Annotated in this window: 22 protein-coding genes; 18 read left to right on the forward strand and 4 right to left on the reverse strand. The window is 54.1% G+C overall.

The annotated features are described in order from the left end of the window. Window positions 1–21: 21 nt before the first annotated feature. The 3 genes from KCR01S_RS04455 to KCR01S_RS04465 form a co-directional block, all read right to left on the reverse strand. Window positions 22–1,254: an MFS transporter gene (locus KCR01S_RS04455; protein ID WP_061280158.1), complete on the reverse strand. Its 1,233-nt coding sequence runs from the start codon at window positions 1,252–1,254 to the stop codon at window positions 22–24. Window positions 1,255–1,359: 105 nt separating this feature from the next. Continuing rightward, a complete protein-coding gene (locus KCR01S_RS04460) occupies window positions 1,360–2,475 on the reverse strand; it encodes a dienelactone hydrolase family protein (protein WP_420883586.1) in 1,116 nt (371 codons plus the stop codon). Window positions 2,476–2,663: 188 nt separating this feature from the next. Next, window positions 2,664–3,248 (reverse strand): Maf family protein, encoded by a 585-nt coding sequence (locus KCR01S_RS04465; protein ID WP_061280162.1) that lies wholly within the window; start codon window positions 3,246–3,248, stop codon window positions 2,664–2,666. A gap of 142 nt (window positions 3,249–3,390) precedes the next feature. Between KCR01S_RS04465 and yceD the strand changes: the two genes are divergently transcribed. From yceD to ptsG, 14 genes are all read left to right on the forward strand, one after another. After that, a complete protein-coding gene (gene yceD / locus KCR01S_RS04470) occupies window positions 3,391–3,912 on the forward strand; it encodes a 23S rRNA accumulation protein YceD (protein ID WP_052284446.1) in 522 nt (173 codons plus the stop codon). 16 nt (window positions 3,913–3,928) lie between these two features. Further along, a complete protein-coding gene (gene rpmF, locus KCR01S_RS04475; protein WP_052284447.1) occupies window positions 3,929–4,099 on the forward strand; it encodes a 50S ribosomal protein L32 in 171 nt (56 codons plus the stop codon). A 120-nt stretch (window positions 4,100–4,219) separates the two neighbouring features. After that, window positions 4,220–5,278, forward strand: a complete 1,059-nt coding sequence (gene plsX, locus KCR01S_RS04480) for a phosphate acyltransferase PlsX (protein WP_072277088.1) — start codon at window positions 4,220–4,222, stop codon at window positions 5,276–5,278. Between the two features lie 59 nt (window positions 5,279–5,337). Next, window positions 5,338–6,291, forward strand: coding sequence for a beta-ketoacyl-ACP synthase III (locus KCR01S_RS04485; RefSeq protein ID WP_061280168.1), 954 nt, complete (start codon window positions 5,338–5,340; stop codon window positions 6,289–6,291). 16 nt (window positions 6,292–6,307) lie between these two features. Further along, a complete protein-coding gene (fabD, locus tag KCR01S_RS04490; RefSeq protein WP_061280170.1) occupies window positions 6,308–7,237 on the forward strand; it encodes an ACP S-malonyltransferase in 930 nt (309 codons plus the stop codon). Window positions 7,238–7,248: 11 nt separating this feature from the next. Next, entirely contained in the window at window positions 7,249–7,983 is a 735-nt protein-coding gene (gene fabG / locus KCR01S_RS04495) for a 3-oxoacyl-ACP reductase FabG (RefSeq protein ID WP_061280172.1), read from the forward strand. Between the two features lie 209 nt (window positions 7,984–8,192). Beyond that, complete coding sequence (gene acpP / locus KCR01S_RS04500; RefSeq protein ID WP_000103754.1) at window positions 8,193–8,429, forward strand: acyl carrier protein; 237 nt, start codon at window positions 8,193–8,195, stop codon at window positions 8,427–8,429. An 88-nt stretch (window positions 8,430–8,517) separates the two neighbouring features. Further along, window positions 8,518–9,759 carry a beta-ketoacyl-ACP synthase II gene (gene fabF, locus KCR01S_RS04505; RefSeq protein ID WP_061280174.1) on the forward strand — a complete coding sequence of 414 codons (1,242 nt, stop codon included), beginning with the start codon at window positions 8,518–8,520 and terminating at the stop codon, window positions 9,757–9,759. Window positions 9,760–9,901: 142 nt separating this feature from the next. Further along, on the forward strand, window positions 9,902–10,711 hold the full coding sequence (pabC, locus tag KCR01S_RS04510; protein ID WP_061280177.1) for an aminodeoxychorismate lyase: 810 nt from the start codon (window positions 9,902–9,904) through the stop codon (window positions 10,709–10,711). Between the two features lies 1 nt (window position 10,712). Further along, entirely contained in the window at window positions 10,713–11,735 is a 1,023-nt protein-coding gene (gene yceG, locus KCR01S_RS04515; RefSeq protein WP_061280181.1) for a cell division protein YceG, read from the forward strand. Further along, complete coding sequence (tmk, locus tag KCR01S_RS04520; RefSeq protein ID WP_061280184.1) at window positions 11,725–12,366, forward strand: dTMP kinase; 642 nt, start codon at window positions 11,725–11,727, stop codon at window positions 12,364–12,366. Before yceG ends, tmk begins: the two co-directional genes overlap by 11 nt. After that, window positions 12,363–13,367, forward strand: a complete 1,005-nt coding sequence (holB, locus tag KCR01S_RS04525; RefSeq protein WP_061280187.1) for a DNA polymerase III subunit delta' — start codon at window positions 12,363–12,365, stop codon at window positions 13,365–13,367. Before tmk ends, holB begins: the two co-directional genes overlap by 4 nt. 157 nt (window positions 13,368–13,524) lie before the next feature. Further along, window positions 13,525–14,319 (forward strand): metal-dependent hydrolase, encoded by a 795-nt coding sequence (locus KCR01S_RS04530; RefSeq protein WP_061280189.1) that lies wholly within the window; start codon window positions 13,525–13,527, stop codon window positions 14,317–14,319. Between the two features lie 300 nt (window positions 14,320–14,619). Continuing rightward, on the forward strand, window positions 14,620–16,053 hold the full coding sequence (ptsG, locus tag KCR01S_RS04535; protein ID WP_061280191.1) for a PTS glucose transporter subunit IIBC: 1,434 nt from the start codon (window positions 14,620–14,622) through the stop codon (window positions 16,051–16,053). Window positions 16,054–16,236: 183 nt separating this feature from the next. Here the strand turns inward: ptsG and fhuE are convergent, their stop codons facing one another. After that, on the reverse strand, window positions 16,237–18,420 hold the full coding sequence (fhuE, locus tag KCR01S_RS04540) for a ferric-rhodotorulic acid/ferric-coprogen receptor FhuE (protein ID WP_061280193.1): 2,184 nt from the start codon (window positions 18,418–18,420) through the stop codon (window positions 16,237–16,239). Window positions 18,421–19,326: 906 nt separating this feature from the next. Here fhuE and KCR01S_RS04545 point away from each other — a divergent pair. The 4 genes from KCR01S_RS04545 (at window position 19,327) to KCR01S_RS04560 (ending at window position 23,923) form a co-directional block, all read left to right on the forward strand. Continuing rightward, complete coding sequence (locus KCR01S_RS04545) at window positions 19,327–19,875, forward strand: fimbrial protein (RefSeq protein WP_061280195.1); 549 nt, start codon at window positions 19,327–19,329, stop codon at window positions 19,873–19,875. A gap of 83 nt (window positions 19,876–19,958) precedes the next feature. Further along, window positions 19,959–20,696 (forward strand): fimbria/pilus periplasmic chaperone, encoded by a 738-nt coding sequence (locus KCR01S_RS04550; protein ID WP_061280198.1) that lies wholly within the window; start codon window positions 19,959–19,961, stop codon window positions 20,694–20,696. Between the two features lie 36 nt (window positions 20,697–20,732). Then, window positions 20,733–23,321, forward strand: coding sequence for an outer membrane usher protein (locus tag KCR01S_RS04555; protein ID WP_082767933.1), 2,589 nt, complete (start codon window positions 20,733–20,735; stop codon window positions 23,319–23,321). Then, entirely contained in the window at window positions 23,318–23,923 is a 606-nt protein-coding gene (locus KCR01S_RS04560; RefSeq protein WP_061280200.1) for a fimbrial protein, read from the forward strand. Before KCR01S_RS04555 ends, KCR01S_RS04560 begins: the two co-directional genes overlap by 4 nt. The last annotated feature ends 4 nt before the right edge of the window (window positions 23,924–23,927 follow it).

Here is a 23,927-nt window from a genome sequence, read left to right on the forward strand (position 1 = left end):
AGCGGGCATAGCCCGCTTTTTTTACGCCATTTCGCGCAGACGCACGGCCACGCTTTTTTCTTTGATGGGTAAATTCACCAACGCGGCCAACAAGGCAAGCGCAATATCTGCGTACCACACCCACGTCAGGCTCCCCTCATACTGCATCGCCACGCCGCCAAGCCAGGCACCGAAAAAAGCGCCAATCTGATGAGTAAACAGCGTGAAGCCAAATAGCGTCGCCAGATAGCGAGTGCCGAAGAGTTTACCGATGATCCCAGCGGTTGGCGGTACCGTCGCAAGCCAGGTAAAGCCGATGGCGCAGGCGAAGACGTAAAACGCGGTTTCTGATTTTGACGACAGCAGGAATAGCGCAATCATCACCGCGCGCGAGGCGTAAAGCACCGCAAGTATGTATTTCATCGGGTAATGCTTGCCGAGAAAGCCAGCGGCAATACTGCCGGCGATATTGCATAGCCCAATCAGCGACAGGCTGATGGCGGGAACGGACGCATCATGCCCGCACAGCGCGGCCTCGGAGGGCAGGTGAGTGGTGAGAAACGCCACGTGAAAGCCGCAGGTGAGGAACCCTGCATGAAGCAACAGGTAGCTGGGGTTACGAAAGGCCAGAGCAATCTGCTGTTTTAACCCGCTATCGGCGGCGGCCTGTTCGGCCGGCGCGTGGGCCAGGCGTTTATCCCCTCGGCACAGCAGCCATGACGGAAAAATGGTTGCCAGCGCTGCCACCGCCAGAAAGCCGAGGCCCGAAGCCATGCCCCGTAGGCTGATAATAAGCTGTACGAGTGGAGCAAAAATAAATTGCCCGACGGACCCGCCGGCGTTGATGAGGCCACTCGCCATGGAGCCCTTATCGGTTGGCAGACGACTGGCGACTACGCCTATCAGCACGGAAAAGCTTCCCGCTGCAGCACCGGCAGGGCTAAGCAGACCTTGCGCGAGGGTTAGCGGTAAAAACGATGCGGCCCACAGGGTGCCTAACTGACCCAGCGCTATCATGACGGCCCCGAGAACCAGTACGCTGAACGCCCCGCGTTTATCCGCCCAGGCGCCAAAGAGCGGCTGGAAGGCTCCCCACATGAGCTGGCCAATCGCCAGCGCCATACTGATTTCGGCGATGCTCATGGTGGTTTCCATCACAATAGGATGAACAAACAGCCCCACGGTTTGACGAATACCCATGGTAATCATCAAGATAACGCTAGCGAGGGTAATGGGTATCCAAAGCGTTGAAGACGATGGCGATGAGGTGCTCACGGAGCACTCCTGTGGTGATAATGATGTAGGGCAAGAGAGTACTGAGGACGGCATAAAAAATCTATCGGGGTTAGCCCGCCAGTGGGGCGGGCTGATGCTGAATGGTTAAGGTTTCAGCCATTTATCCAGCCATGGGAATACTTCATCCTGCTGTTGGCGGTAAAACACGTGCCCCAGTTCTGGCCAGCTCTTCGTTACCAGCATATCGTCGGCTTTTTGTGAGGCCCACACTTTATGCACTTTCGCGAAGGCATCGCTGACCGCCTGCGCGGGGAACAGTTTGTCCTGACCGCCGCTGAAAATCAGCATCGGCTTGGGGGCGGCAATGCTGGCGATATCCGGAATATCCATTTTCGCGGGCATACCGGGATGCAGCATGTAATACGCCGATTGGCCGCGCAGAACGTTGTTACCCGGCGTCATCAGCCCCTCATAGGTGCCAAACCATGAAATCACGGCGGTAGCCGCCACTTTTTCGGAGAGTGCCGCCAGTTGCCATGCGCGGAAGCCACCCATTGAGAAACCGAGCACGCCGATACGCTGAGGATCGACGTCTTGCAATGAGGCGATAAAATCAACGGTGCGCATGTCCTCGTAGGCCACTTCGCCTGCCAGCGAACATCCCAGGTTGAAGTGGTTGCTGGCTAGCGCCTGTTGCTGTTCGTATACCATCGGACCACGGTCACCCCAGCCGGGGCTGTCGATGGCAATAACCGTATACCCGCGCTTTGCCAGCTCATCGCCGATAAAACGCCCGCTAAAGAATTTGTCTGCCCATGCCTGCGCGCTGGCAAGCTGCCCGGCATCACCCCACGGGCGAATGAGTTTCTCTTTCCCAATATCGAATTTAGACCCGTGATCGTGCAGCAAGACAATAGCCGGGTGGGGGCCGGGGGTTTTTGGCGTCAGCAACAAGGCGGCGATGCGGTTATCGTCGGTAATGTTCAGCGCCAGTTTCTCCGCCACGTAGCCTCCCCGATCTTCACGGGCGATCTTCTGCACATCGAAGGGTTTGGTGGCTTCGGGGGTGAGTAAGGCTTGACGAAACTGTTGGCGAGCATGCTGCTGCCAGCGCTTAAAATCAGAATAGTGCCCGGAGAGCCATGAGTCAGGGTAGGTCATCTGGGTTTTCATCTGTTGCCAACTGGCTGGAAGATTGCTTTCCTCGATGCCCTTGCGCTGCCAATCATCGGCAGCGTTACTCTGTGTTGCGGTTAACATTGCCAGCATAAATAATATTTTACCTTTGCCACGCATCCTCTTCCCTCATAATAAAACGACGTTTCAATATTGAAGGTGGATTGTAGCGGTGGTGGAAAAATAAACTGTGATCGCGGGTAAAATAAGCAAGATCGTTGAGAATAGCCTGACGGCAGGCGTGACATCAGGCAATCAGCGGCGGAAAAATGTTAATCTAACAGCGGGTTAAATTCCTCGCGGCGCAGCATTTTGCACAGCGCTATCAGCGGCAGGCCCACGAGGGTATTTGGGTCTCGTCCCTCAAGACGGTCAAACAGGGCGATGCCTAACCCTTCGCTTTTGAAGCTCCCCGCGCAATTAAGTGGGCTCTCCTTGCGAATGTAAACGTTTATTTCTTGTTCACTCAGATGGCGAAAATGAACATCAAACGGTTCACATTCGGTTTGTAACTGTCCATTTGCCGAATTATAAAGCGCCAGCCCGGTATAAAAGGTCACCACATTGCCGCTGGCTTTTTTTAATTGCAGGCGGGCATTCTCTTCGGTGTGAGGTTTGCCGGTAATTTCGCCATCCAGAACGCATACCTGGTCGGAGCCAATAATCAGGTGATTAGGATAGCGGGCTGCCAGCGCCTGAGCCTTCGCCTGCGCTAACCGCAGCACGAGGCTGCGCGGCGTTTCGCCAGGCAGCGCTAGCTCGTCAACGTTAGGTGCGGCGCATTCAAACGGTAGGCCAAGCTTGTCTAAAAGCATTTTTCGGTAGGGCGAGGTGGAAGCAAGAATCAATTCAGGCATAATTTTTCAAATAGAGTGTAGCGAATTAGATTCCGACATTTTAAACTATAGGCCGCAATGTGTGCGAATAATTGGCGAAAGGCAACCTGAGGCTGCCTTTTTCTTTGACTCTCTGACGCTACAAAGTTAATATGCGCGCCCTATGCAAAACGTAAAATTACCCCTGACTCTCGATCCGGTTCGTACGGCTCAAAAACGCCTTGATTATGCAGGTATCTATACCCGCGATCAGGTGGAGCGCGTCGCCGCGTCCGTAGTCAGTGTGGATACCGATGTGGAATGCGAGATCTCCTTCGCCATCGACAACCAACGTCTCGCGGTGATTACCGGTGATGCGAAGGTGACGGTGTCGCTGGAATGTCAGCGTTGTGGCAAATCGTTTACCCATCATGTTCACACAACGTATTGTTTCAGTCCGGTCAAGAATGATGACCAGGTTGAAGCACTCCCGGAAGCGTATGAGCCGATTGAGGTTAACGAATTCGGTGAAATCGATCTGCAGGCGTTGGTCGAAGATGAAATCATCCTCGCCTTGCCGGTAGTTCCGGTGCATGATTCTGAACACTGTGAAGTGTCCGAGGCGGACATGGTCTTTGGTGAATTGCCTGAAGAGGCACAGAAGCCAAATCCATTTGCCGTATTAGCCAGCTTAAAGCAAAAGTAATTGAGGAGTAAGGTCCATGGCCGTACAACAGAATAAACCAACCCGTTCCAAACGTGGCATGCGTCGTTCCCATGACGCTCTGACCGCAGCAAACTTGTCTGTAGACAAAACCTCCGGCGAGAAACACCTGCGTCACCACATCACTGCCGACGGTTTCTACCGTGGCCGTAAGGTTATCGCTAAGTAATCACGCGATGCTCGAGGTTTCCGCACTTGTGTGAAGACCAAAGAGTATAAGCGTGGTGAAGCTTAGTGAGGAATTTCCCCGGGAAACTGGGGAAACACCAAACCGAGCGGCGACGATACCTTGACACGTCTAACCCTGGCGTTAGATGTCATGGGGGGCGATTTTGGCCCTTCTGTGACAGTGCCTGCAGCATTGCAGGCACTGGATTCTAATTCGCAACTCTCACTTCTTTTAGTCGGCAATCCCGACGACATTACGCCATTACTTGCCAAAGCTGACTTTGAACAACGTTCGCGTTTGCAGATAATCCCTGCCCAGTCGGTTATTGCCAGTGATGAACGGCCCTCGCATGCGATCCGCCATAGCCGCGGAAGCTCAATGCGCGTGGCGCTCGAAATGGTGAAAGAAGGGCGGGCAGAAGCCTGCGTCAGCGCCGGAAATACCGGTGCGCTGATGGGGCTCGCTAAATTATTGCTCAAGCCGATTACCGGGATTGAGCGTCCGGCGCTGGTGACGGTTTTACCGCATCAGCAAAAGGGCAAAACGGTGGTGCTGGATCTTGGCGCTAACGTGGATTGTGACAGTACCATGCTAGTGCAGTTTGCCGTCATGGGGGCGGTGATGGCGGAAGACGTCCTCGGGATTGCAAACCCTCGCGTGGCGTTGCTGAACATCGGCGAAGAAGAGATTAAAGGGCACGATAGTATTCGCGATGCCTCATTAGTGTTAAAAACAATCTCTTCCCTCAACTATATCGGCTATCTTGAAGCCAATGAACTGTTGACGGGTAAAACCGATGTTCTGGTTTGCGATGGCTTTACAGGTAACGTCACCTTAAAGACGATGGAAGGGGTTGTCAGAGTCTTCCTCTCGCTGCTGAAATCGCAGAGCGAGGGTAAAAAACGGTCGTGGTGGCTGATTTTATTAAAGCGTTGGTTACAAAAAAGCCTGACCAGGCGATTCAGTCACCTCAACCCCGACCAGTATAATGGCGCCTGTCTGTTAGGATTGCGCGGCACGGTGATTAAGAGTCATGGTGCAGCCAATCAGCGAGCGTTCGCGATCGCGATTGAACAGGCAGTGCAGGCAGTGCAGCGACAAGTTCCGCAGAGAATTGCCGCTCGCCTGGAATCCGTATACCCCGCAGGATTTGACGCACTCGAAGTTGGCAAACCATAAAGCCTGCTTCGCAGCGGTCGAGTAGTGCGGCTATATTAGCGAAAAGTGACTGAGCGTACATGCATACGAAGATTATTGGTACCGGCAGCTATCTGCCTGAGCAGGTGCGGACTAACGCCGATCTGGAAAAAATGGTTGATACCTCTGACGAGTGGATTGTCACCCGTACAGGTATCCGCGAGCGTCGTATCGCTGGCCCTGATGAATCCGTGTCTACGCTGGGTTACGAAGCGGCCAAACGGGCACTGGAAATGGCTGGCATCGAAGCAAGCGAGCTGGGCCTTATCGTGGTGGCTACCACCTCCGCGACCCACGCGTTTCCAAGCGCCGCCTGCCAGATTCAGGACATGCTGGGCGTAAAAGGCGCTCCGGCATTTGACATCGCCGCAGCGTGTGCTGGCTTTACCTATGCGCTGAGCGTTGCTGACCAGTACGTGAAGTCTGGCGCGGTGAAATATGCGCTGGTGATTGGTGCTGATACTCTGGCGCGTACCTGCGATCCGACCGATCGCGGCACCATTATTATTTTCGGTGATGGCGCAGGTGCGGTTGTTCTTGGCGCATCTGAAGAGCAGGGGATTATCTCTACCCACCTGCACGCCGACGGTAGCTATGGCAAACTGCTGACGCTGCCTAATGCCGATCGCGTTAATCCGGACAATTCCATCTATCTGACCATGGCCGGTAACGAAGTCTTTAAAGTGGCGGTCACTGAGCTTGCGCACATCGTTGATGAAACGCTGGCCGCCAACAATCTGGACCGTTCTGAACTGGACTGGCTGGTGCCACACCAGGCGAACTTACGTATTATCAGCGCGACGGCGAAGAAACTCGGTATGTCGATGGACAACGTAGTGGTGACGCTCGATCGTCACGGTAACACCTCGGCCGCTTCCGTACCGTGTGCCTTTGATGAAGCCGTGCGTGATGGCCGCATCAAACGCGGTCAGCTGGTGCTGCTGGAAGCTTTCGGTGGCGGTTTCACCTGGGGCTCTGCGCTGGTTCGTTTCTAAGTACAAGGATAAAAAAATGACGCAATTCGCTTTTGTGTTCCCGGGACAGGGTTCTCAAGCGGTAGGTATGTTGTCTGAACTGGCAGCGACCAACCCGGTTATTGAAGAAACTTTTCATGAAGCTTCGGCTGCTCTGGGCTACGATCTGTGGGCGTTGACCCAGCAGGGCCCGGCGGAAGAACTGAACAAAACCTGGCAGACTCAGCCGGCGCTGCTGACGGCGTCCGTTGCGCTGTTCCGTCTGTGGCAGCAGCAGGGCGGCAAAGCCCCAGCGCTGCTGGCAGGTCATAGCCTTGGCGAATACTCTGCGCTGGTTTGCGCAGGCGTGATCCCCTTTGCTGACGCGGTGCGTCTGGTAGAGATGCGCGGCAAGTTTATGCAGGAAGCGGTACCGGAAGGCACTGGCGGTATGTCCGCTATCATCGGTCTTGACGATGCATCCATCGCCAAAGCCTGTGAAGAATCTGCCGAAGGGCAGGTTGTTTCCCCGGTTAACTTCAATTCCCCAGGCCAGGTGGTTATCGCCGGCCATAAAGAGGCGGTTGAACGCGCGGGCGCTGCCTGTAAAGCTGCGGGCGCTAAGCGTGCGCTGCCGCTGCCGGTAAGCGTGCCGTCCCACTGTGCGCTGATGAAGCCTGCGGCGGAAAAGCTGGCCGTTGAGCTGCAAAAAATCACCTTTAGCGCACCGACTATTTCAGTGGTAAATAACGTCGATGTGAAGTGCGAAACCGACGCAAACGCGATTCGCGATGCGCTGGTTCGTCAGCTGTACAGCCCGGTTCAGTGGACCAAAACCGTTGAGTTTATGGCATCCCAGGGCGTAGAGCACCTGTATGAAGTGGGTCCGGGTAAAGTTCTGACCGGTCTGACTAAACGTATTGTAGATACCCTGACGGCATCGGCGATTAATGAGCCGGTTGCGCTGTCAGCGGCACTTGCGCAATAAAAGAGGAAAGCATGAGCTTTGAAGGAAAAATTGCACTGGTAACCGGTGCAAGCCGCGGTATTGGCCGCGCAATCGCTGAAACTCTCGCCGCTCGCGGCGCAAAAGTTATCGGCACTGCGACCAGCGAAAGCGGCGCGCAGGCGATTAGCGACTATCTGGGTGCGAACGGTAAAGGTCTGATGTTGAATGTGACCGACCCGGCATCTATTGAATCTGTTCTGGAAAAAATTCGTGCGGAATTTGGCGAAGTCGACATTCTGGTCAATAATGCCGGGATTACTCGTGATAACCTGTTAATGCGGATGAAAGATGATGAGTGGAACGATATTATCGAAACCAACCTGTCATCTGTTTTCCGTCTGTCAAAAGCGGTAATGCGCGCTATGATGAAAAAGCGTCATGGGCGTATTATCACTGTCGGTTCTGTGGTTGGTACCATGGGAAATGCGGGTCAGGCTAACTACGCTGCGGCGAAAGCGGGTCTGATCGGCTTCAGTAAATCTCTGGCGCGTGAAATTGCGTCACGCGGTATTACTGTAAACGTTGTTGCTCCGGGCTTTATTGAAACGGACATGACGCGTGCGCTGACTGATGAGCAGCGTGCGGGTACTCTGGCGGCTGTGCCAACGGGGCGCCTCGGCTCTCCAAATGAAATCGCTAACGCGGTTGCATTTTTGGCCTCCGACGAAGCAAGTTACATCACTGGTGAAACGTTGCACGTTAACGGCGGGATGTATATGGTCTGACCGTGTTTTGCACAAAGTGCTCAGACAACGGGCAATCTACGTATGTCTGAGGATGATTAGTGCAAAATGATTTGCGTTATGAGGGCAAACACCCGCAAAATAGCGTAAAATCGTGGTATGACCTGCCGGGATTTAGTTGCAAATTTTTCAACATTTTATACACTACGAAAACCATCGCGAAAGCGAGTTTTGATAGGAAATTTAAGAGTATGAGCACTATCGAAGAACGCGTTAAGAAAATCATCGGCGAACAGCTGGGCGTTAAGCAGGAAGAAGTGACCAACAATGCTTCCTTCGTTGAAGACCTGGGCGCAGATTCTCTTGACACCGTTGAGCTGGTAATGGCTCTGGAAGAAGAGTTTGATACTGAGATTCCGGACGAAGAAGCTGAGAAAATTACTACTGTTCAGGCTGCCATTGATTACATCAACGGTCACCAGGCGTAAGTGAACATCTCCAGGCGGTCATTCGACCGCCTGAGTTTTATCTTTTTGTCCCACAAGTATCTATTTTATCCCTCCCTGGAGGACAAACGTGTCTAAGCGTCGTGTAGTTGTGACCGGACTGGGCATGTTGTCTCCTGTCGGCAATACCGTAGAGTCTACCTGGAAAGCTCTCCTTGCCGGTCAGAGTGGCATCAGCCTGATCGACCATTTCGATACTAGCGCCTATGCAACCAAATTTGCTGGCTTAGTAAAGGATTTTAACTGTGATGACATTATCTCGCGCAAAGAACAGCGCAAGATGGATGCCTTCATTCAATATGGAATTGTTGCAGGCTGGCAGGCCATGCAGGATTCTGGCCTTGAGATTACGGAAGAGAACGCTCACCGTATTGGCGCCGCTATCGGCTCCGGTATTGGCGGTCTCGGTCTTATCGAAGAAAACCATACCTCTTTGGTAAACGGTGGCCCGCGTAAGATCAGCCCGTTCTTTGTTCCATCAACCATTGTTAACATGGTGGCGGGTCACTTGACCATCATGTTCGGTTTGCGTGGTCCAAGCATCTCTATCGCAACCGCATGTACTTCCGGTGTGCACAACATCGGCCAGGCTGCGCGCATTATCGCTTATGGCGATGCGGATGCCATGGTTGCCGGTGGCGCAGAAAAAGCCAGTACCCCGCTGGGCGTAGGTGGCTTTGGTGCCGCACGCGCGCTGTCCACGCGTAACGACAATCCTCAGGCGGCAAGCCGTCCTTGGGATAAAGAGCGTGATGGCTTTGTGCTGGGCGACGGTGCAGGCATGGTCGTACTGGAAGAGTACGAACACGCGAAGAAACGCGGCGCGAAAATTTATGCGGAAGTCGTTGGCTTCGGCATGAGTAGCGATGCGTACCACATGACTTCACCACCGGAAGACGGTGCAGGTGCAGCGCTGGCAATGGTTAACGCCATTCGCGACGCAGGCATTGAAGCGAGCCAGATTGGCTACGTGAATGCCCACGGTACCTCTACCCCTGCTGGCGATAAAGCAGAAGCGCAGGCCGTTAAGTCTGTCTTCGGCGACGCCGCGAGCCGCGTGATGGTCAGCTCCACCAAGTCGATGACTGGCCACCTGCTGGGTGCTGCGGGTGCAGTAGAATCTATCTACTCCATCCTGGCGCTGCGCGATCAGGCTGTCCCACCAACCATCAACCTGGATAACCCGGATGAAGGTTGTGACCTGGACTTCGTGCCTCATGAAGCGCGTCAGGTTAGCGGTCTGGAGTACACCCTGTGTAACTCCTTCGGCTTCGGCGGTACCAACGGTTCACTGATCTTTAAAAAGGTCTGAGCCTGATTATCTGACGGCCATGCTGCTGTCAGATAACGAATTGATTAAGGCCCGCTTGTCGGGCCTTTTTTTATTCGGCTTTCTCTGCTTGTTCAACGGCTTCCATCTTGCGAAACTAGCCGACCATCGATAAGGAGCCGCTATGTTCTTAATTAATGGCCTCGAACAAAATACCCTTGCGGTCAACGATCGTGCCACGCAGTTTGGCGACGGCAGTTTCACCACGGCGCGCATCGTGGAGGGAAGGGTACAGCTGTTGGCTGCGCACGTTGGCCGTTTACAGCAGGCCTGCGAACGTCTGTCGATTCCATTTCGCGACGGGCACATTCTAACCGAGGAGATGTCTACGCTGGCGAGTAAGCAGCGTAATGGCGTACTCAAAGTCATTATCAGTCGCGGAGCCGGCGGACGAGGCTACAGCGGTAGCGCCTGCAATTCACCCACGCGCATTCTCTCAACCTCGGCCATGCCAGCCCACTATACTCACTGGCAAGCGCGCGGCGTGACGCTCGCGCTGAGCCCGGTCACGCTGGGGCGCAATCCGTTTTTGGCTGGAATTAAACATCTCAACCGGCTTGAACAGGTCTTGATTCGTTCTCATCTTGAGCAGACGGGCGCCGATGAGGCCCTTGTCCTTGACAGCGATGGGTGGCTTACGGAATGCTGTGCCGCAAATTTATTCTGGCGCTGCGGGCAGGATGTGTACACGCCACGTCTCGACAGTGCGGGGGTAAACGGTGTTATGCGGCAGTTTATTATTGCTGCGCTGGCACGCTCGCCGTATCGCGTTGTCGAAGTCAATGCACGGCCTGCGGAGATAAGCCTGGCTGACGAAGTGCTGATTTGTAACGCCCTGATGCCGGTTGTCCCCGTTCAGCGCTACGGAGAGCAGCAGTGGTCTGCTCGTGAGCTCTACCAATTTTTAGCCCCACTTTGTGAGTCGTCTGATTAGCATGAAGAAAATGTTACGCTTTGTCCTGGTAGTCATTATTGCCCTCGGCGTCGCCGCTGGCGTGGGCATGTGGAAAGTTCGCCAGTTGGCGAATAGCACGCTGCTGATTAAAGACGAAACTGTCTTTACGCTGAAGCCCGGTACCGGTCGTCTGGCGCTTGGTGAAAAGCTCTATGCCGAAAAAGTGCTCAACCGCCCGCGCGTATTCCAATGGTTGCTGCGCCTTGAGCCGGAACTGTCGCACTTTAAGGCCGGGACCTACCGATTCACTCCGCAAATGACTGTGCGTGAAATGCTGCAACTGATGGCCAGCGGCAAAGAGGCGCAGTTCCCGCTGCGTTTTGTCGAGGGGATGCGTCTAAGTGATTACCTCAAGCAGCTTCGCGAGTCGCCGTATATTAAGCACACGCTGAGCGACGATAAATATGCCACGGTGGCGCAGGCGCTGGAGCTGGACAATCCTGAGTGGGTCGAAGGCTGGTTCTGGCCAGACACCTGGATGTATACCGCTAATACCAGCGATGTGGCTATTCTCAAGCGAGCGCACCAAAAAATGGTCACTCAGGTTGATAAGGTCTGGGACGGGCGAGCGGACAATTTGCCGTACCACGATAAAAACCAACTGGTGACCATGGCCTCGATTATCGAGAAAGAGACGGCGGTTGCCGAAGAGCGCGATCGCGTGTCGTCGGTGTTTATCAACCGTCTGCGTATTGGTATGCGCCTGCAAACTGACCCGACCGTCATCTACGGTATGGGCGAAAGCTATAATGGCAAGCTCTCGCGTAAAGACCTTGAGACGCCAACCGCGTATAATACTTACACCATTTCCGGCATGCCGCCGGGTGCCATTGCCAACCCGGGTGAAGCCTCACTGAATGCCGCCGCGCATCCGGCGAAAACGCCGTATCTCTATTTTGTGGCCGACGGCAAAGGCGGGCATACGTTTAATACCAATCTTGCCGGCCATAACCGGTCGGTGCAGGATTATTTGAAAGTGCTAAAGGATAAAAATGCGCAGTAATTACATCGTCATTGAAGGACTGGAAGGGGCGGGTAAAACCACCGCGCGTGATGTTGTCGTCGAAACGCTGCGTGAACTTGGCGTCAACGACCTGCTGTTTACCCGCGAACCGGGCGGCACCGTGCTGGCTGAAAAGCTGCGCAGTCTGGTGCTGGATATTAAATCGGTTGGCGATGAAGTGATTACCGATAAAGCGGAAGTGCTGATGTTCTACGCCGCGCGGGTCCAGTTGGTTGACAGCGTGATTAAGCCAGCGCTGGCCAAAGGACAGTGGGTGATCGGTGACCGTCATGATCTCTCAACCCAGGCCTATCAAGGCGGCGGGCGTGGCATTGATCGCCAGATGCTGGCCACCCTGCGCGATGCGGTGCTGGGCGATTTTCGTCCTGACCTGACCATTTACCTCGACGTCACGCCGGAAGTCGGCCTCAAGCGCGCCCGCGCGCGCGGCGATCTTGACCGTATCGAACAGGAGTCGCTGAACTTCTTTAACCGCACCCGTGCGCGTTATCTGGAGCTGGCTGCCGCCGATGACAGCATTATCACTATTGATGCTACCCAGTCGCTGGAAAAAGTGATGAGCGATATCCGCACCGCGGTGACCGCCTGGGTTGCGGAGCAGCAGGCATGAAATGGTATCCGTGGTTGCGCCCCCCGTTTGAACAGCTTACCGCAAGCTATCAGGCTGGACGGGGTCACCACGCGCTGCTGATACAGGCGCGTGCGGGGATGGGCGCGGATTCGCTTGCGTACGCCATCACTCGCCTGTTGATGTGCCATCAGCCTGACGGTCATAAAAGCTGCGGCCAGTGCCACAGTTGCCAACTGATGCAGGCGGGAACGCACCCCGACTACTACACGTTGCAGCCGGAGAAAGGCAAAAGCACCCTGGGGATCGACGCGGTGCGTAGCGTCAGCGAAAAGCTCTATGAGCACGCTCGTCTGGGGGGCGCCAAAGTGGTGTGGATCGCCGATGCCACGCAGCTCACCGAGGCTGCCGCCAACGCGCTGCTCAAAACGCTGGAAGAACCACCGAAAAATACCTGGTTTTTCCTCGCTTGCGAAGAACCTGCGCGACTGCTGGCCACTTTACGCAGCCGCTGTCGCTTCTATCATTTGGCGCCACCGGGCGAACCCTACGCGCTGGCGTGGCTTGAGCGAGAAACCAGCGCTTCGCGCGATACGCTGTTGACCGCCCTGCGCCTGTGCGACCATGCGCCTGCTGCGGCGCTTGAGCTGCTGGCGCCGGACAGTTGGTCGGCGCGCGAAAAGCTATGCCAGGCGCTAAGCGGTTGCTTAAACAGTGGTGACTGGCTGGCGCTCTTACCGGCGCTGAACCATGATTCAGTCGTACAGCGCCTGCACTGGTTGTCATCGTTACTGCTGGATGCCCTAAAGCAACAGCAGCGGATCACCCGATTGACCAATGCCGATAGCCTGGCGCTGGTTGAACAGTTAGCCCGCACGCTGTCTGCCTCACGTTTGCAGGCGATAGCTGCGGATGCATGCGCCTGCCGTGAACAGCTACTGAGCGTAACGGGGCTGAACCGCGAGTTAATCCTCACCGAGCGCCTGCTGCGCTGGGAACAATATTTGCAACCTGGTGCGATATTGCCAGTATCCCACCTTTAAGTGCCTGACCTGCCAGGCTGCTTTATGCGTCAATTTGGCCGCGGCCAGTGCTCGAAATCCTCACGTACTTGGTGTACGCTCCGGTTTCTGCGCGCTGTTCAGCGCCAAACTGGCCTCCACCGTGACGCCTACTGGAATAGGTTCTAAGAGAGACATTATGTTTTTAGTCGACTCGCACTGCCATCTTGATGGCCTTGATTATCAATCCCTGCATAAAGACGTTGATGATGTGATGGCAAAAGCCGCCGCGCGCGACGTCCGTTTTGCGCTTGCGGTTGCCACTACGTTACCCGGTTATCGCCAGATGCGTGAACTGGTGGGTGAGCGCCCGGAAGTGGTGTTCTCCTGCGGCGTCCATCCTTTGAATCAGGATGAACCCTACGATGTTGAAGATCTGCGTCGTATGGCGGCGGAAGAGGGCGTTGTGGCGATGGGGGAAACCGGGCTGGATTACTTCTATACCCCGGAAACCAAAAGCCAGCAGCAGCTCTCGTTTCGCCAACATATCCAGATTGGCCGCGAGCTGAATAAACCGGTGATCGTGCACACCCGCGATGCACGCGCCGATACGCTTGCGATCCTGCGCGAAGAAAGCGTGATGGATTGCGGCGGTGTACTACACTGTTTCACAGAAGATACTGAGACGGCGGGTAAGCTGCTGGATATGGGGTTCTATATTTCGTTTTCCGGGATTGTGACTTTCCGCAATGCCGAGCAGCTTCGTGAGGCCGCGCGCTACGTTCCGCTCGACCGCCTGCTGGTTGAAACCGACTCACCTTATCTGGCGCCGGTGCCGCATCGTGGCAAAGAGAACCAGCCCGCGATGGTGCGTGACGTGGCGGAATACATGGCCGTACTGAAGGGCGTTAGCGTTGAAGAGCTGGCGCAGCAGACAACGGATAACTTCGCAAACCTCTTCCATATCGATCCCGCCCGCCTGCAATCTTGCTGATTTTTTGGCTTATTTTAATGCTCGTAATTAATGGTCAAAGCGAGTACAGTTCACCGCCGTAAAAGTGGCGGTGAATGTTAATCTTGCAACATACAGACACTGTTTATGTAAAGAAGATTAAGTTTTTCAGCCATAGCTCTTTGAAACGTGATAGCCGTCAAACAAAATCAGAGTTAATTATTTTACTCTGTGTAATAAATAAAGGGCGCTTTAGATGCCCTGACCCTGGTGAGTCTCTCCCCACTCACTAATGCGTGAAAACGTAGATAAAAGTACAAATACTCAGGAGCACTCCTAATTATGTTTAAGAATGCATTTGCTAACCTGCAGAAGGTCGGTAAATCGCTGATGCTGCCGGTTTCCGTGCTGCCTATCGCAGGTATCCTGCTGGGCGTCGGTTCCGCAAACTTCAGCTGGCTGCCAGCCGTCGTCTCTCATGTTATGGCTGAAGCAGGCGGTTCTGTTTTTGCTAACATGCCACTTATCTTCGCTATCGGTGTTGCTTTAGGTTTCACCAATAACGACGGTGTATCCGCACTGGCTTCGGTCGTGGCTTACGGCATCATGGTAAAAACCATGGCTGTGGTTGCGCCGCTGGTACTGCATTTACCGGCTGAAGAAATCGCCGCAAAACACCTGGCTGATACCGGTGTTCTGGGGGGCATCATCGCGGGTGCGATTGCAGCCTACATGTTCAACCGTTTCTACCGCATCAAGCTGCCAGAATATCTGGGCTTCTTTGCCGGTAAACGTTTTGTTCCGATCATTTCTGGTCTGACTGCCATCTTCATGGGTATCGTGCTGTCCTTCATTTGGCCGCCAATCGGTACCGCTATTCAGACCTTCTCTCAGTGGGCCGCGTACCAGAACCCTGTTGTGGCGTTCGGTATCTACGGTTTCATCGAACGTTGCCTGGTGCCGTTTGGTCTGCACCACATCTGGAACGTTCCATTCCAGATGCAGATCGGTGAATACACCAACGCAGCAGGTCAGGTCTTCCATGGCGACATTCCTCGCTACATGGCAGGCGACCCAACTGCGGGCAAACTGTCCGGTGGCTTCCTGTTCAAAATGTACGGCCTGCCGGCTGCAGCTATCGCGATCTGGCATTCTGCTAAACCAGAAAACCGCGCGAAAGTGGGCGGTATCATGATCTCCGCAGCGCTGACCTCGTTCCTGACCGGTATTACCGAGCCGATCGAGTTCTCCTTCATGTTCGTTGCGCCGATCCTGTACGTCATCCACGCGATTCTGGCGGGTCTGGCATTCCCAATCTGTATTCTGCTGGGTATGCGTGACGGTACGTCGTTCTCTCACGGTCTTATCGACTTTATCGTTCTGTCCGGCAACAGCAGCAAGCTGTGGCTGTTCCCGATAGTCGGTATCTGCTATGCGATCGTGTACTACGTCGTGTTCCGCGTGCTGATTAAAGCACTGGATCTGAAAACGCCGGGTCGTGAAGATACTTCTGAAGATGCTAAAGCTACCGCAACCAGTGAAATGGCTCCGGCGCTGATTGCTGCCTTCGGTGGTAAAGAAAACATCACTAACCTTGACGCCTGTATCACCCGTCTGCGTGTGAGCGTAGCCGACGTTGCTAAAGTGGATCAGGCTGGCCTGAAGAAACTGGGCGCTGCGGGTGTTGTGGTTGCAGGTTCCGGCGTTCAGGCAATTTTCGGTACCAAATCCGATAACCTGAAAACCGAGATGGACGACTATATTCGCAATAACTAAGTTATTCGAAGTCGTAGTATTGGGGAGACTAAGGCAGCCAAATGGCTGCCTTTTTTATGCCTCGGGTTTGGCCTCGGTTCCGGGCCACTGGTCTGAAAATGGGCTTAACGACCGAGCTCGGGCACGCAATCTGGACAATAAAAAAGGAGCCCGTAGGCTCCTGTGGTATGGGTGAGAATGACATCAGAACTGATAGCTTGCGGTCACGCTGACGTTACGCGGTTCGCCGTAGACAATTGACCCGTCGATGTTCGTGTCGTAGGTCTTGTCGAACAGGTTGTTGAGGTTACCCTGCACGGAGAAGTTCTTGGTGAACTGGTAGCGGGTGAACAGATCAACCAGCGCGTAGCTGCCCTGTTCGGCGCGGAAGGTACCAAATGACGTCACGGTATCTTTGTAGACGCGGTTCTGCCAGTTAACGCCGCCGCCAACGGTCAGCTCAGGCATCGCCGGCAGGCGATAGCGGGTAAATAGCTTCACCGTAGTGCGCGGCAGGTTCGGGTTAATCGCGTTGCCTTCGTTATCTTCAGCGACATAGCGGGTAGCACCAAAGGTCATCTGCCAGTTATCGGTCAGCGCGCCGTTAATCTCAAACTCGACGCCTTTACTGACGGTCCCGTCCGCGGTGGTATAGGCCGTCTCGCCGTTGCTGCCGGCAATCGGTACCCCGGTAGACTGCGCCAGGTTGTCCTGCTCAATACGGAAGATGGCCAGGCTGGTGGTTAAGCGGCTGTCCATCCAGTCGGATTTCAAGCCCACTTCATAGTTGTTGCCGGTAATCGGCTTCAGGTACTGCCCCGAACTACTACGCTCATTCTGCGGCTGGAAGATAGAGGTATAGCTGGCGTAGGTTGACCAGTTATCGTTGATATCAAACACCAGGCCCGCATACGGCGTAGTGTGATTTTGCTCCATCGTGTAGGTCAGCGTACCTACGCTCCAGTTGGTGTAGCGGGCGCCAACGATCAGATGCAGCGGGTCAGCCAGCGTGATACGCGTTGCGGCGTACAGCGATTTCATGCGCGTCGTATCGTCTTGCGCCAGGCTTTGTGGATTCCAGTCGGTTTCCGGGAAGCTGGCGCTGTTGAAGTTATTAAAGTTGCCGATGGCATCCGGGAAGACGTTGTCCCACGAGCTGAAGTAGCGGTTGTTCTGCTTACTGTAGCTGCCGCCGAGCATCAGGTTATGCTGACGACCGAACAGGTCATAGCTGCCGTCGGCGTACAGATCCAGCGCATCCACTTTCCGCTTGCCGCTGTTCCAGCCGGTTCCGCCGACGTATTCATAGTCTGGACCGTAGCTGCCGTACGGACCCACCAGAGAACCATCGGCTTTGTTCACATAGGCATCGATATACATCATTTTGCTGTCGAACTTCACCTCGGAGTGGGTGGCATTCAGCGTGGCCTGCCACGTATCGGCAAAGCGCTGGGTCAGAGACATGAAGACTTTGTTGATGTCTTTATCGTTGTAGGCCCAATCCGGCGAGGTGCTGTGCGCGCGATCGTAATGGTTGGTGCTGCCATCGGTATTCCAGCGCGGCAGGCCACCCCAGGTTGGGCTGTTGATATCGATACGCTGATACTCATAGCCCACGGACAGGCTGGTGGTATCCCCTAAGTCAGCGTCGAGAATACCGGAGAAGAACGTTTTATCGTTGTTGTAGCGGTCGAGCCAGGAGTCATTGTTTTGATAACCGGCCACAATACGCGCCCGGACTTTACCGTCTTCGGTCAGCGGGCTTTGCAGATCCGCAACGTAACGTTGCTTATTCCAGCTACCGTATTCGGCGGAGAGGTTGCCTTTGAATTCGCGGCTGGTGGCATGTTTGCGGATCATGTTAATGGAGGCGGAAGGGTTCCCTGTACCGGTCATTAGCCCGTTAGCGCCACGTACCACTTCCACACGTTCAAACAGCGCAGTATCGGATAGCGCATCCCCCAGGTTCCAGCGGGATTCAAAATAGGTCGGAATGCCGTCGACCATATAGTTATCGATCTGGAAACCGCGGGAGAAGTAGCTGGTACGGTCAGAGTCGGCCTGGCTGCTGGTGATGCCAATGGTGTTGTTCATCACGTCGCCAAGGGTCTGCAACTGCTGATCCTGCATGCGCTGTTCGCTGATGATACTGACCGATTGTGGGATATCGCGCTGGATCATCTGCATCTTGGTGCCCGCGGTGGTGGCTTTAACGCTGTAGTCCTGCTGCTGCGCGTCGCTGCTGGTATCTGAAGAGCCTTCAACTACGATGGTATCTTCGGTTTTATCGGCGGCCTGGCTCAGCTGAGGGTAGAGCGCGAGTGCGACGCCCATAGCAATCAGTGACGGCGCGATGCGGCCATCCCGGGTGTGGGAAGTGAAAGACATGGTAAATCCTTATCAATGATAGTTATTTTTCTCCGAGGCTCTGCGGCCCCGGTCGAGATTTGCCACATGTAAATGCGGTATTGTGAATGCAAATGAGAAATATACGCATTTTTATTGAAATGTAAACAGGCGTAAGAAGTCGATTCTGGTAGTAATGAAATGGCTTTTCATCTCTGAAGGGGCGCGATATGCGTTCGTGATAGCGCGGTTTTTATGGCGAAAAAATCCTTAATTAATAGACGATTCTTTTCATCGCGTATTTAGCCAGCGGCGTTGGCTTCGCGGTGCAGGCGATAGGGCAAAAAATGCGGATACGGACAGCCTGCCCAGGCGGATGACTCCTCCTCCAGCGCCGTAGGAGATTTCAATTCTCACGCGAAATCATCGCCTGGTGGCCTCTTTTCGCGACATGTTTTCACTGCATCAATAATTAAATAGTGGCAATTATCAGAGTTAATATATTACTGACAAGATAAAAGTGAAAACTCGGTATTGCCTCATCTATTTATGACCTTTTCTTTCACGCTGCCGCGTTTGTTGCAATGGTTTTTTCTGATATTCATACGCGCATGCGCGAAAAAATGTCTCATCGTGGACAATTCAAGCGGCTTTATTATTATTTTAGACATTATTTACTTGTTAAATAAAAAAGCTTCGTTTTATTGATTGATCAGCGCAAACGATCGATAACCATATTATCGATCGTTATTAACAATTAGACGGGTGGCAGGGCAGTTACTATTCTTTTTCGCGTTGAGATTTGCTTAATTTGCGTAAAGGTCTTTATTAATTGTTCCATTTAGTGAAGTTCGTACCACGGCAAATTTCACGGAATACATTCGGTTGTTAATAAATAACGAATGTTTGCGGAAGGAATTATTTTTTAATTAACAGGAGTTGTTTGAAATGAAAAAAGCATTATTAGGAATGTCTGTTGCTGCGGCGTTATTAGCTTCTGGTTCCGTACTGGCCGCTGAGCCGGTGGGGGCTGACTATAGCAGCATCGGTGTTCACGGCGTAGTCAGCTCAGGTACCTGTGACATTGTGGTCAATAATGGCCAGGACCTGACCCTGGATCCCGTCGACAAAGAAGATTTTGCTGCTGATGATACCGTGATTGCGGCAAAACCATTGTCAATTAGCTTCAGCAACTGCGAACCGACGGTCACCACCGGTACCATCGCTTTTGTTAAAGATGGTGATGATATCGATCCGGTTACAGGTTATCTCACTAACGCCACGTCAAGCGGTGCGAAGTCCGTACAGATCGCACTGCAGGGAACAGATGGCGTGACGATGGATCTGAACACCGCTGCGGGCATTCCTGTCGCCATTGATGCTACGACTCATGACGGTAGCGTTGCATTAACCGCAGGTTATGTCACACCGAATAAAAGCGAAGTGACTGCCGGTGTTGTTGATGGCTACGTGCGTTTCAGCGTGGACTACCTCTAATAAACACGACTGCTCTGCCATCTGCTTCGGCAGATGGCAGAGATTAAACGTCCCTAACGTTTGAGATCAGCAAGGAAGAGCTTATGTCGTTGTTTACGGGTAAAACCCTTATCGCCGCGGGCATCGGCGGACTTTTGGCGATGTCACTTTCCGCCCATGCTGGCGTCGTGCTGTCCTCTAGTCGGGTGATTTACGGGCAGACGTTGCATGAAAAAACCATCAAGGCGACTAACCGTGGCAGCAGCCCGGTCCTTATTCAGACGTGGATTGACGACGGACGAGAAAACCAGGCTCCGGATAAACTCAATTTGCCGTTTATGGTGACTCCACCCGTCGGGCGTTTGGATCCGGGCCGGGAACAAACTATCAAAATCACCGCTCTGAATACCACTTTTCCTCAGGATCGAGAGTCCGTTTACTGGCTAAGCGTACTGGAAATCCCCGCGAAATCGAAAGCATCGGCAAACGCCAACACCCTACAGGTCGCATTACGTACGCGAATAAAGTTGTTTTGGCGGCCTGACCATTTAGCCGGTTCGGCAACCGAAGCTGCCGAACATTTACAGTGGCAGTGGAGTAGTGAAAATGGCAAGCCAGCGCTGATCGCCAATAACACCTCACCTTATTATGTTTCGCTGAGTAAGGCTGAAGTGAAATCAGGCGCAATGCAGTGGACGGTGACCCCAAAAATGATCCCGCCTTTTGGTAAAGAAACGCTCGCCGTTAATTCTTTAAAGGCGACACCCGGCTCGGCAGAAATACACTATATCGCTATCGGCGATCTGGGAAATATTCTGGATAACAATCAGAAAATTAAATAACCCATCGTTATTTATCCCGCTCATGGAAAAAAGAACATGGATTGCACGACGTCACGCTGGCGGCTCCTGCTTATTACTCTGGCCTGTTATCCGATACTGTCCTCGGCGCAGGAAGAGGTGGAGTTCAACAGTAACTTCCTGATGGGCAGTAATAAAATAGATACCTCCCGCTATGCGAAAGGCAATCCTGTCTCGCCGGGTGAATATCAAGTCCAGATTTACCTCAATAATAAGCAGATAGTAAATGAACTGAATCTTGAATTTCAGGACAACGGTACCGCACAGGCTGAACCGTGCCTGAAGCCGTCGCTGCTTGAACGCCTTGAGGTAGATAGCGAAAAAGCGGTCATCCCTATTCCCGCAGATGAACAGTGCCTTGGCGATTTAGCCCACTATTTTCCCGGTTCTTCCGTGAGCTACGATCCGTTAAACCTGCGGCTGGATGTTGTTATGCCGCAGGTTTTTTTGCAGCAGATCCCGGTCGGTACGGTGCCACCGTCGCGCTGGGAAAACGGCATACCGGCACTTTTGCTGGCTTACGACACGAACTATTACCATCAGGTCAGCAGTACTCGCGATAGCGACACCGCTTACGCCGGATTGACCTACGGGGCCAACCTCGGCCCATGGCGCCTCCGTGCTCGCGGCTCGCTCAACTGGGACAGCGATGACGACGATATCGGCTACGACAGTCAGGATATCTATCTCCAGCGCGATATCGCGCCGCTGCGCGCGCAGATGATCCTAGGTGACTCCAGCACCAAAGGGGATGCCTTTGACACCTTGAAGGTCCGCGGTCTGCGACTGTACACCGATAAGCGGATGTACTCCTCAAGCGTCAATAATTATGCGCCGATTATCCGCGGGGTCGCCAACAGCAACGCCAAGGTCACGGTGAAGCAGAACGGCTCGACCATCTATCAAACCACGGTGCCGCCGGGGCCATTTACCCTATCGGACGTGATCCCCAGCGGCTACGGCAATGATTTGGATGTCACGGTAGAAGAGGCCGACGGCAGCAAAACGACCTTCACCGTGGCGTACTCTTCCGTACCACAGCTGATACGTAAAGGCTATGGTCGCTGGGAGGTGGCCGCAGGAGAGCTTCACGACAATTCTCTCAACCACAAGCCTAAAGTGGCACAGTTGACGGGTTATTACGGTCTGAGCGACACCATCACCGGCTATGGCGGGCTACAGGCCAGCGACCAGTCATATTATGCCGTGCTGGGCGGGTTGGCGTTTAACACCCCGCTGGGTGCCATTGCGACGGATATCACCCATTCACAAGCCGAATTTGATGATACCGCACAGGATCATCAGTCCGGAGAGAGCTATCGGGTGACCTACAGTAGCTTAGTGTCTGCGACGCAAACCACCTTCAGTCTGGCCGCCTATCGCTTTTCAACGAAGGGCTATCTGACGTTAAAAGATGCCGCGTCGTTGAATGACGATCTGCATGATGGTTCCCTGGAGAATTTAGGTGACTACCAGCGCTTGCGCGATCAGCTTCAGCTCAATATTAACCAGCCGCTGCGCTGGGGCGGCGAAGACCACGGTTCTTTTTATCTTTCGGGCAGTTGGGAAACTTACTGGGGCGGCTATGCCGATACTCAGCAGTATTCCGTCGGCTATAGCAACAACTGGAAAGCGCTGAACTACAGCATTTCGGCACAGCGCAGCTATGACAACGAGGGGAAAAAAGACGATAGCGTGTTTATCAACTTCACGTTGCCATTTAGCGCCTTTACTCACGACAACCACAAACCCGGCGGTTTTACGACGCTTAGCGGTGGCATCAGCAACAGCGGCCATGGCAGCACCCAGTTTAATGCTAACGCCAGCGGGGCGACCGCAGACAACAAATTTAGCTACAGCGTTAACGCCGCGACCGGTATCGGCGGCGGCGACAACTCAACCACCTCCTCGGTGGGGACCTACCTCACCTGGAACAGCCCGTACGGTCCGTTTAATGCCTCCGCTTCGGCGACAGATGGCGAGGGCAGCCAATATTCGCTCAGTAACAGCGGCGGGGTGATTGTTCATTCCGGCGGCGTCACCTTTGCCCCTGACAGTATCGGCAGCGATAGTGCCATTGCGCTGGTACGGGCAGATGGTGCCGAAGGGGCGAAGCTGACGATGGGGGATGGCGAAATTGGCCGCTCCGGCTACGGCATGTCGACCTACCTGTCCCCGTACCGGGAAAACCGAATCGGTCTGAACATCGAAGGTATGGATAACGATGTGGAGATAAAAAGCACCAGCACCACCGTGGTTCCGACCAGCGGCGCGGTGGTCGGCGTTAATTTTGAAACCGATCAGGGGCGTCCGGTACTGCTGATGCTTATCCGCGGAGACGGCGGTGATATTCCGCTGGGGGCGGCGGTGCGAAATGAGAAGGGCGATGACGTCGGTAACGTCGGCCAGGCGGGCTATGCCTACGTTCGCGGTATTGAAGATGCGGGCACCTTGCAGGTTGTCTGGGGCGCGAAGACAAATGAGATGTGCCAGGTCAGCTACCGCATTCCGACGGATCGGCAAATGGCGGATAAAACCATCGTCTTGTCCGGTCAGCGCTGCGTGATGAAAACCGGTACGCCGACATCATTAGGGGGCGTCAGATGAGATATTTCCCGTTACTGATAACCGGCCTGCTGGCGGGAGGGCTGCATTCACCGAGCGCAGTCTCTGCGCCGGTCGTGGGCGGAAACATTGATGTGACCTTCAAGGCGACCGTCGCCGACACCACCTGCGTGATTAACGTCGTGGGAGGGAGCGGCGATGGTAAAAACCGGACGGTGGTGATTGGCGACAGCAGCGGTGAAGTCTCGATGGAGTCGGTGGTCAATGGCGACAGCGCGGCGACCGCCAGCTTCAGCCTTCAGGCCACCGAGTGTCCGGCCGCCGGTACGCCGAGTTATTTCACCACCATTCAGGCCGACAGCGATCCGCAGGCAGGCAATATGTTGCTCAACCAAGCCGAAGGGCCGCTGGCGGCGCAGGGATTAGGCATTTCGCTGAGCCGAGCAGACAGCCTGGATACGCCATTGATCCTCAATCAAAAGCTCAGCTATGGCGATTTTGGCTGGCAGGTGCTGACTCAGGATAACTTCACGCAATCCGTCGAGGCCCGAATGGTGGCAAGGATCGCCGTCACTTCCGCGGTCAGCAGTGCGAAAGCGGGCAGCGTGCAGGCCACCGCCGTTTTTCACTTCGATTATAACTAGCGGA

This window comes from Kluyvera cryocrescens NBRC 102467 (assembly GCF_001571285.1).
Lineage (GTDB): Bacteria > Pseudomonadota > Gammaproteobacteria > Enterobacterales > Enterobacteriaceae > Kluyvera > Kluyvera cryocrescens.

What these genes read in the sequence shown, in the direction of transcription:
- KCR01S_RS04460 (WP_420883586.1), bottom strand. Translation starts at nt 2,475, where the DNA reads ATGTTAACCGCAACACAGAGTAACGCTGCCGATGATTGGCAGCGCAAG.
- KCR01S_RS04465 (WP_061280162.1), bottom strand. Translation starts at nt 3,248, where the DNA reads ATGCCTGAATTGATTCTTGCTTCCACCTCGCCCTACCGAAAAATGCTT.
- yceD (WP_052284446.1), top strand. Translation starts at nt 3,391, where the DNA reads ATGCAAAACGTAAAATTACCCCTGACTCTCGATCCGGTTCGTACGGCT.
- rpmF (WP_052284447.1), top strand. Translation starts at nt 3,929, where the DNA reads ATGGCCGTACAACAGAATAAACCAACCCGTTCCAAACGTGGCATGCGT.
- KCR01S_RS04485 (WP_061280168.1), top strand. Translation starts at nt 5,338, where the DNA reads ATGCATACGAAGATTATTGGTACCGGCAGCTATCTGCCTGAGCAGGTG.
- fabD (WP_061280170.1), top strand. Translation starts at nt 6,308, where the DNA reads ATGACGCAATTCGCTTTTGTGTTCCCGGGACAGGGTTCTCAAGCGGTA.
- fabG (WP_061280172.1), top strand. Translation starts at nt 7,249, where the DNA reads ATGAGCTTTGAAGGAAAAATTGCACTGGTAACCGGTGCAAGCCGCGGT.
- acpP (WP_000103754.1), top strand. Translation starts at nt 8,193, where the DNA reads ATGAGCACTATCGAAGAACGCGTTAAGAAAATCATCGGCGAACAGCTG.
- pabC (WP_061280177.1), top strand. Translation starts at nt 9,902, where the DNA reads ATGTTCTTAATTAATGGCCTCGAACAAAATACCCTTGCGGTCAACGAT.
- yceG (WP_061280181.1), top strand. Translation starts at nt 10,713, where the DNA reads ATGAAGAAAATGTTACGCTTTGTCCTGGTAGTCATTATTGCCCTCGGC.
- tmk (WP_061280184.1), top strand. Translation starts at nt 11,725, where the DNA reads ATGCGCAGTAATTACATCGTCATTGAAGGACTGGAAGGGGCGGGTAAA.
- holB (WP_061280187.1), top strand. Translation starts at nt 12,363, where the DNA reads ATGAAATGGTATCCGTGGTTGCGCCCCCCGTTTGAACAGCTTACCGCA.
- KCR01S_RS04530 (WP_061280189.1), top strand. Translation starts at nt 13,525, where the DNA reads ATGTTTTTAGTCGACTCGCACTGCCATCTTGATGGCCTTGATTATCAA.
- ptsG (WP_061280191.1), top strand. Translation starts at nt 14,620, where the DNA reads ATGTTTAAGAATGCATTTGCTAACCTGCAGAAGGTCGGTAAATCGCTG.
- fhuE (WP_061280193.1), bottom strand. Translation starts at nt 18,420, where the DNA reads ATGTCTTTCACTTCCCACACCCGGGATGGCCGCATCGCGCCGTCACTG.
- KCR01S_RS04545 (WP_061280195.1), top strand. Translation starts at nt 19,327, where the DNA reads ATGAAAAAAGCATTATTAGGAATGTCTGTTGCTGCGGCGTTATTAGCT.
- KCR01S_RS04550 (WP_061280198.1), top strand. Translation starts at nt 19,959, where the DNA reads ATGTCGTTGTTTACGGGTAAAACCCTTATCGCCGCGGGCATCGGCGGA.
- KCR01S_RS04555 (WP_082767933.1), top strand. Translation starts at nt 20,733, where the DNA reads ATGGATTGCACGACGTCACGCTGGCGGCTCCTGCTTATTACTCTGGCC.
- KCR01S_RS04560 (WP_061280200.1), top strand. Translation starts at nt 23,318, where the DNA reads ATGAGATATTTCCCGTTACTGATAACCGGCCTGCTGGCGGGAGGGCTG.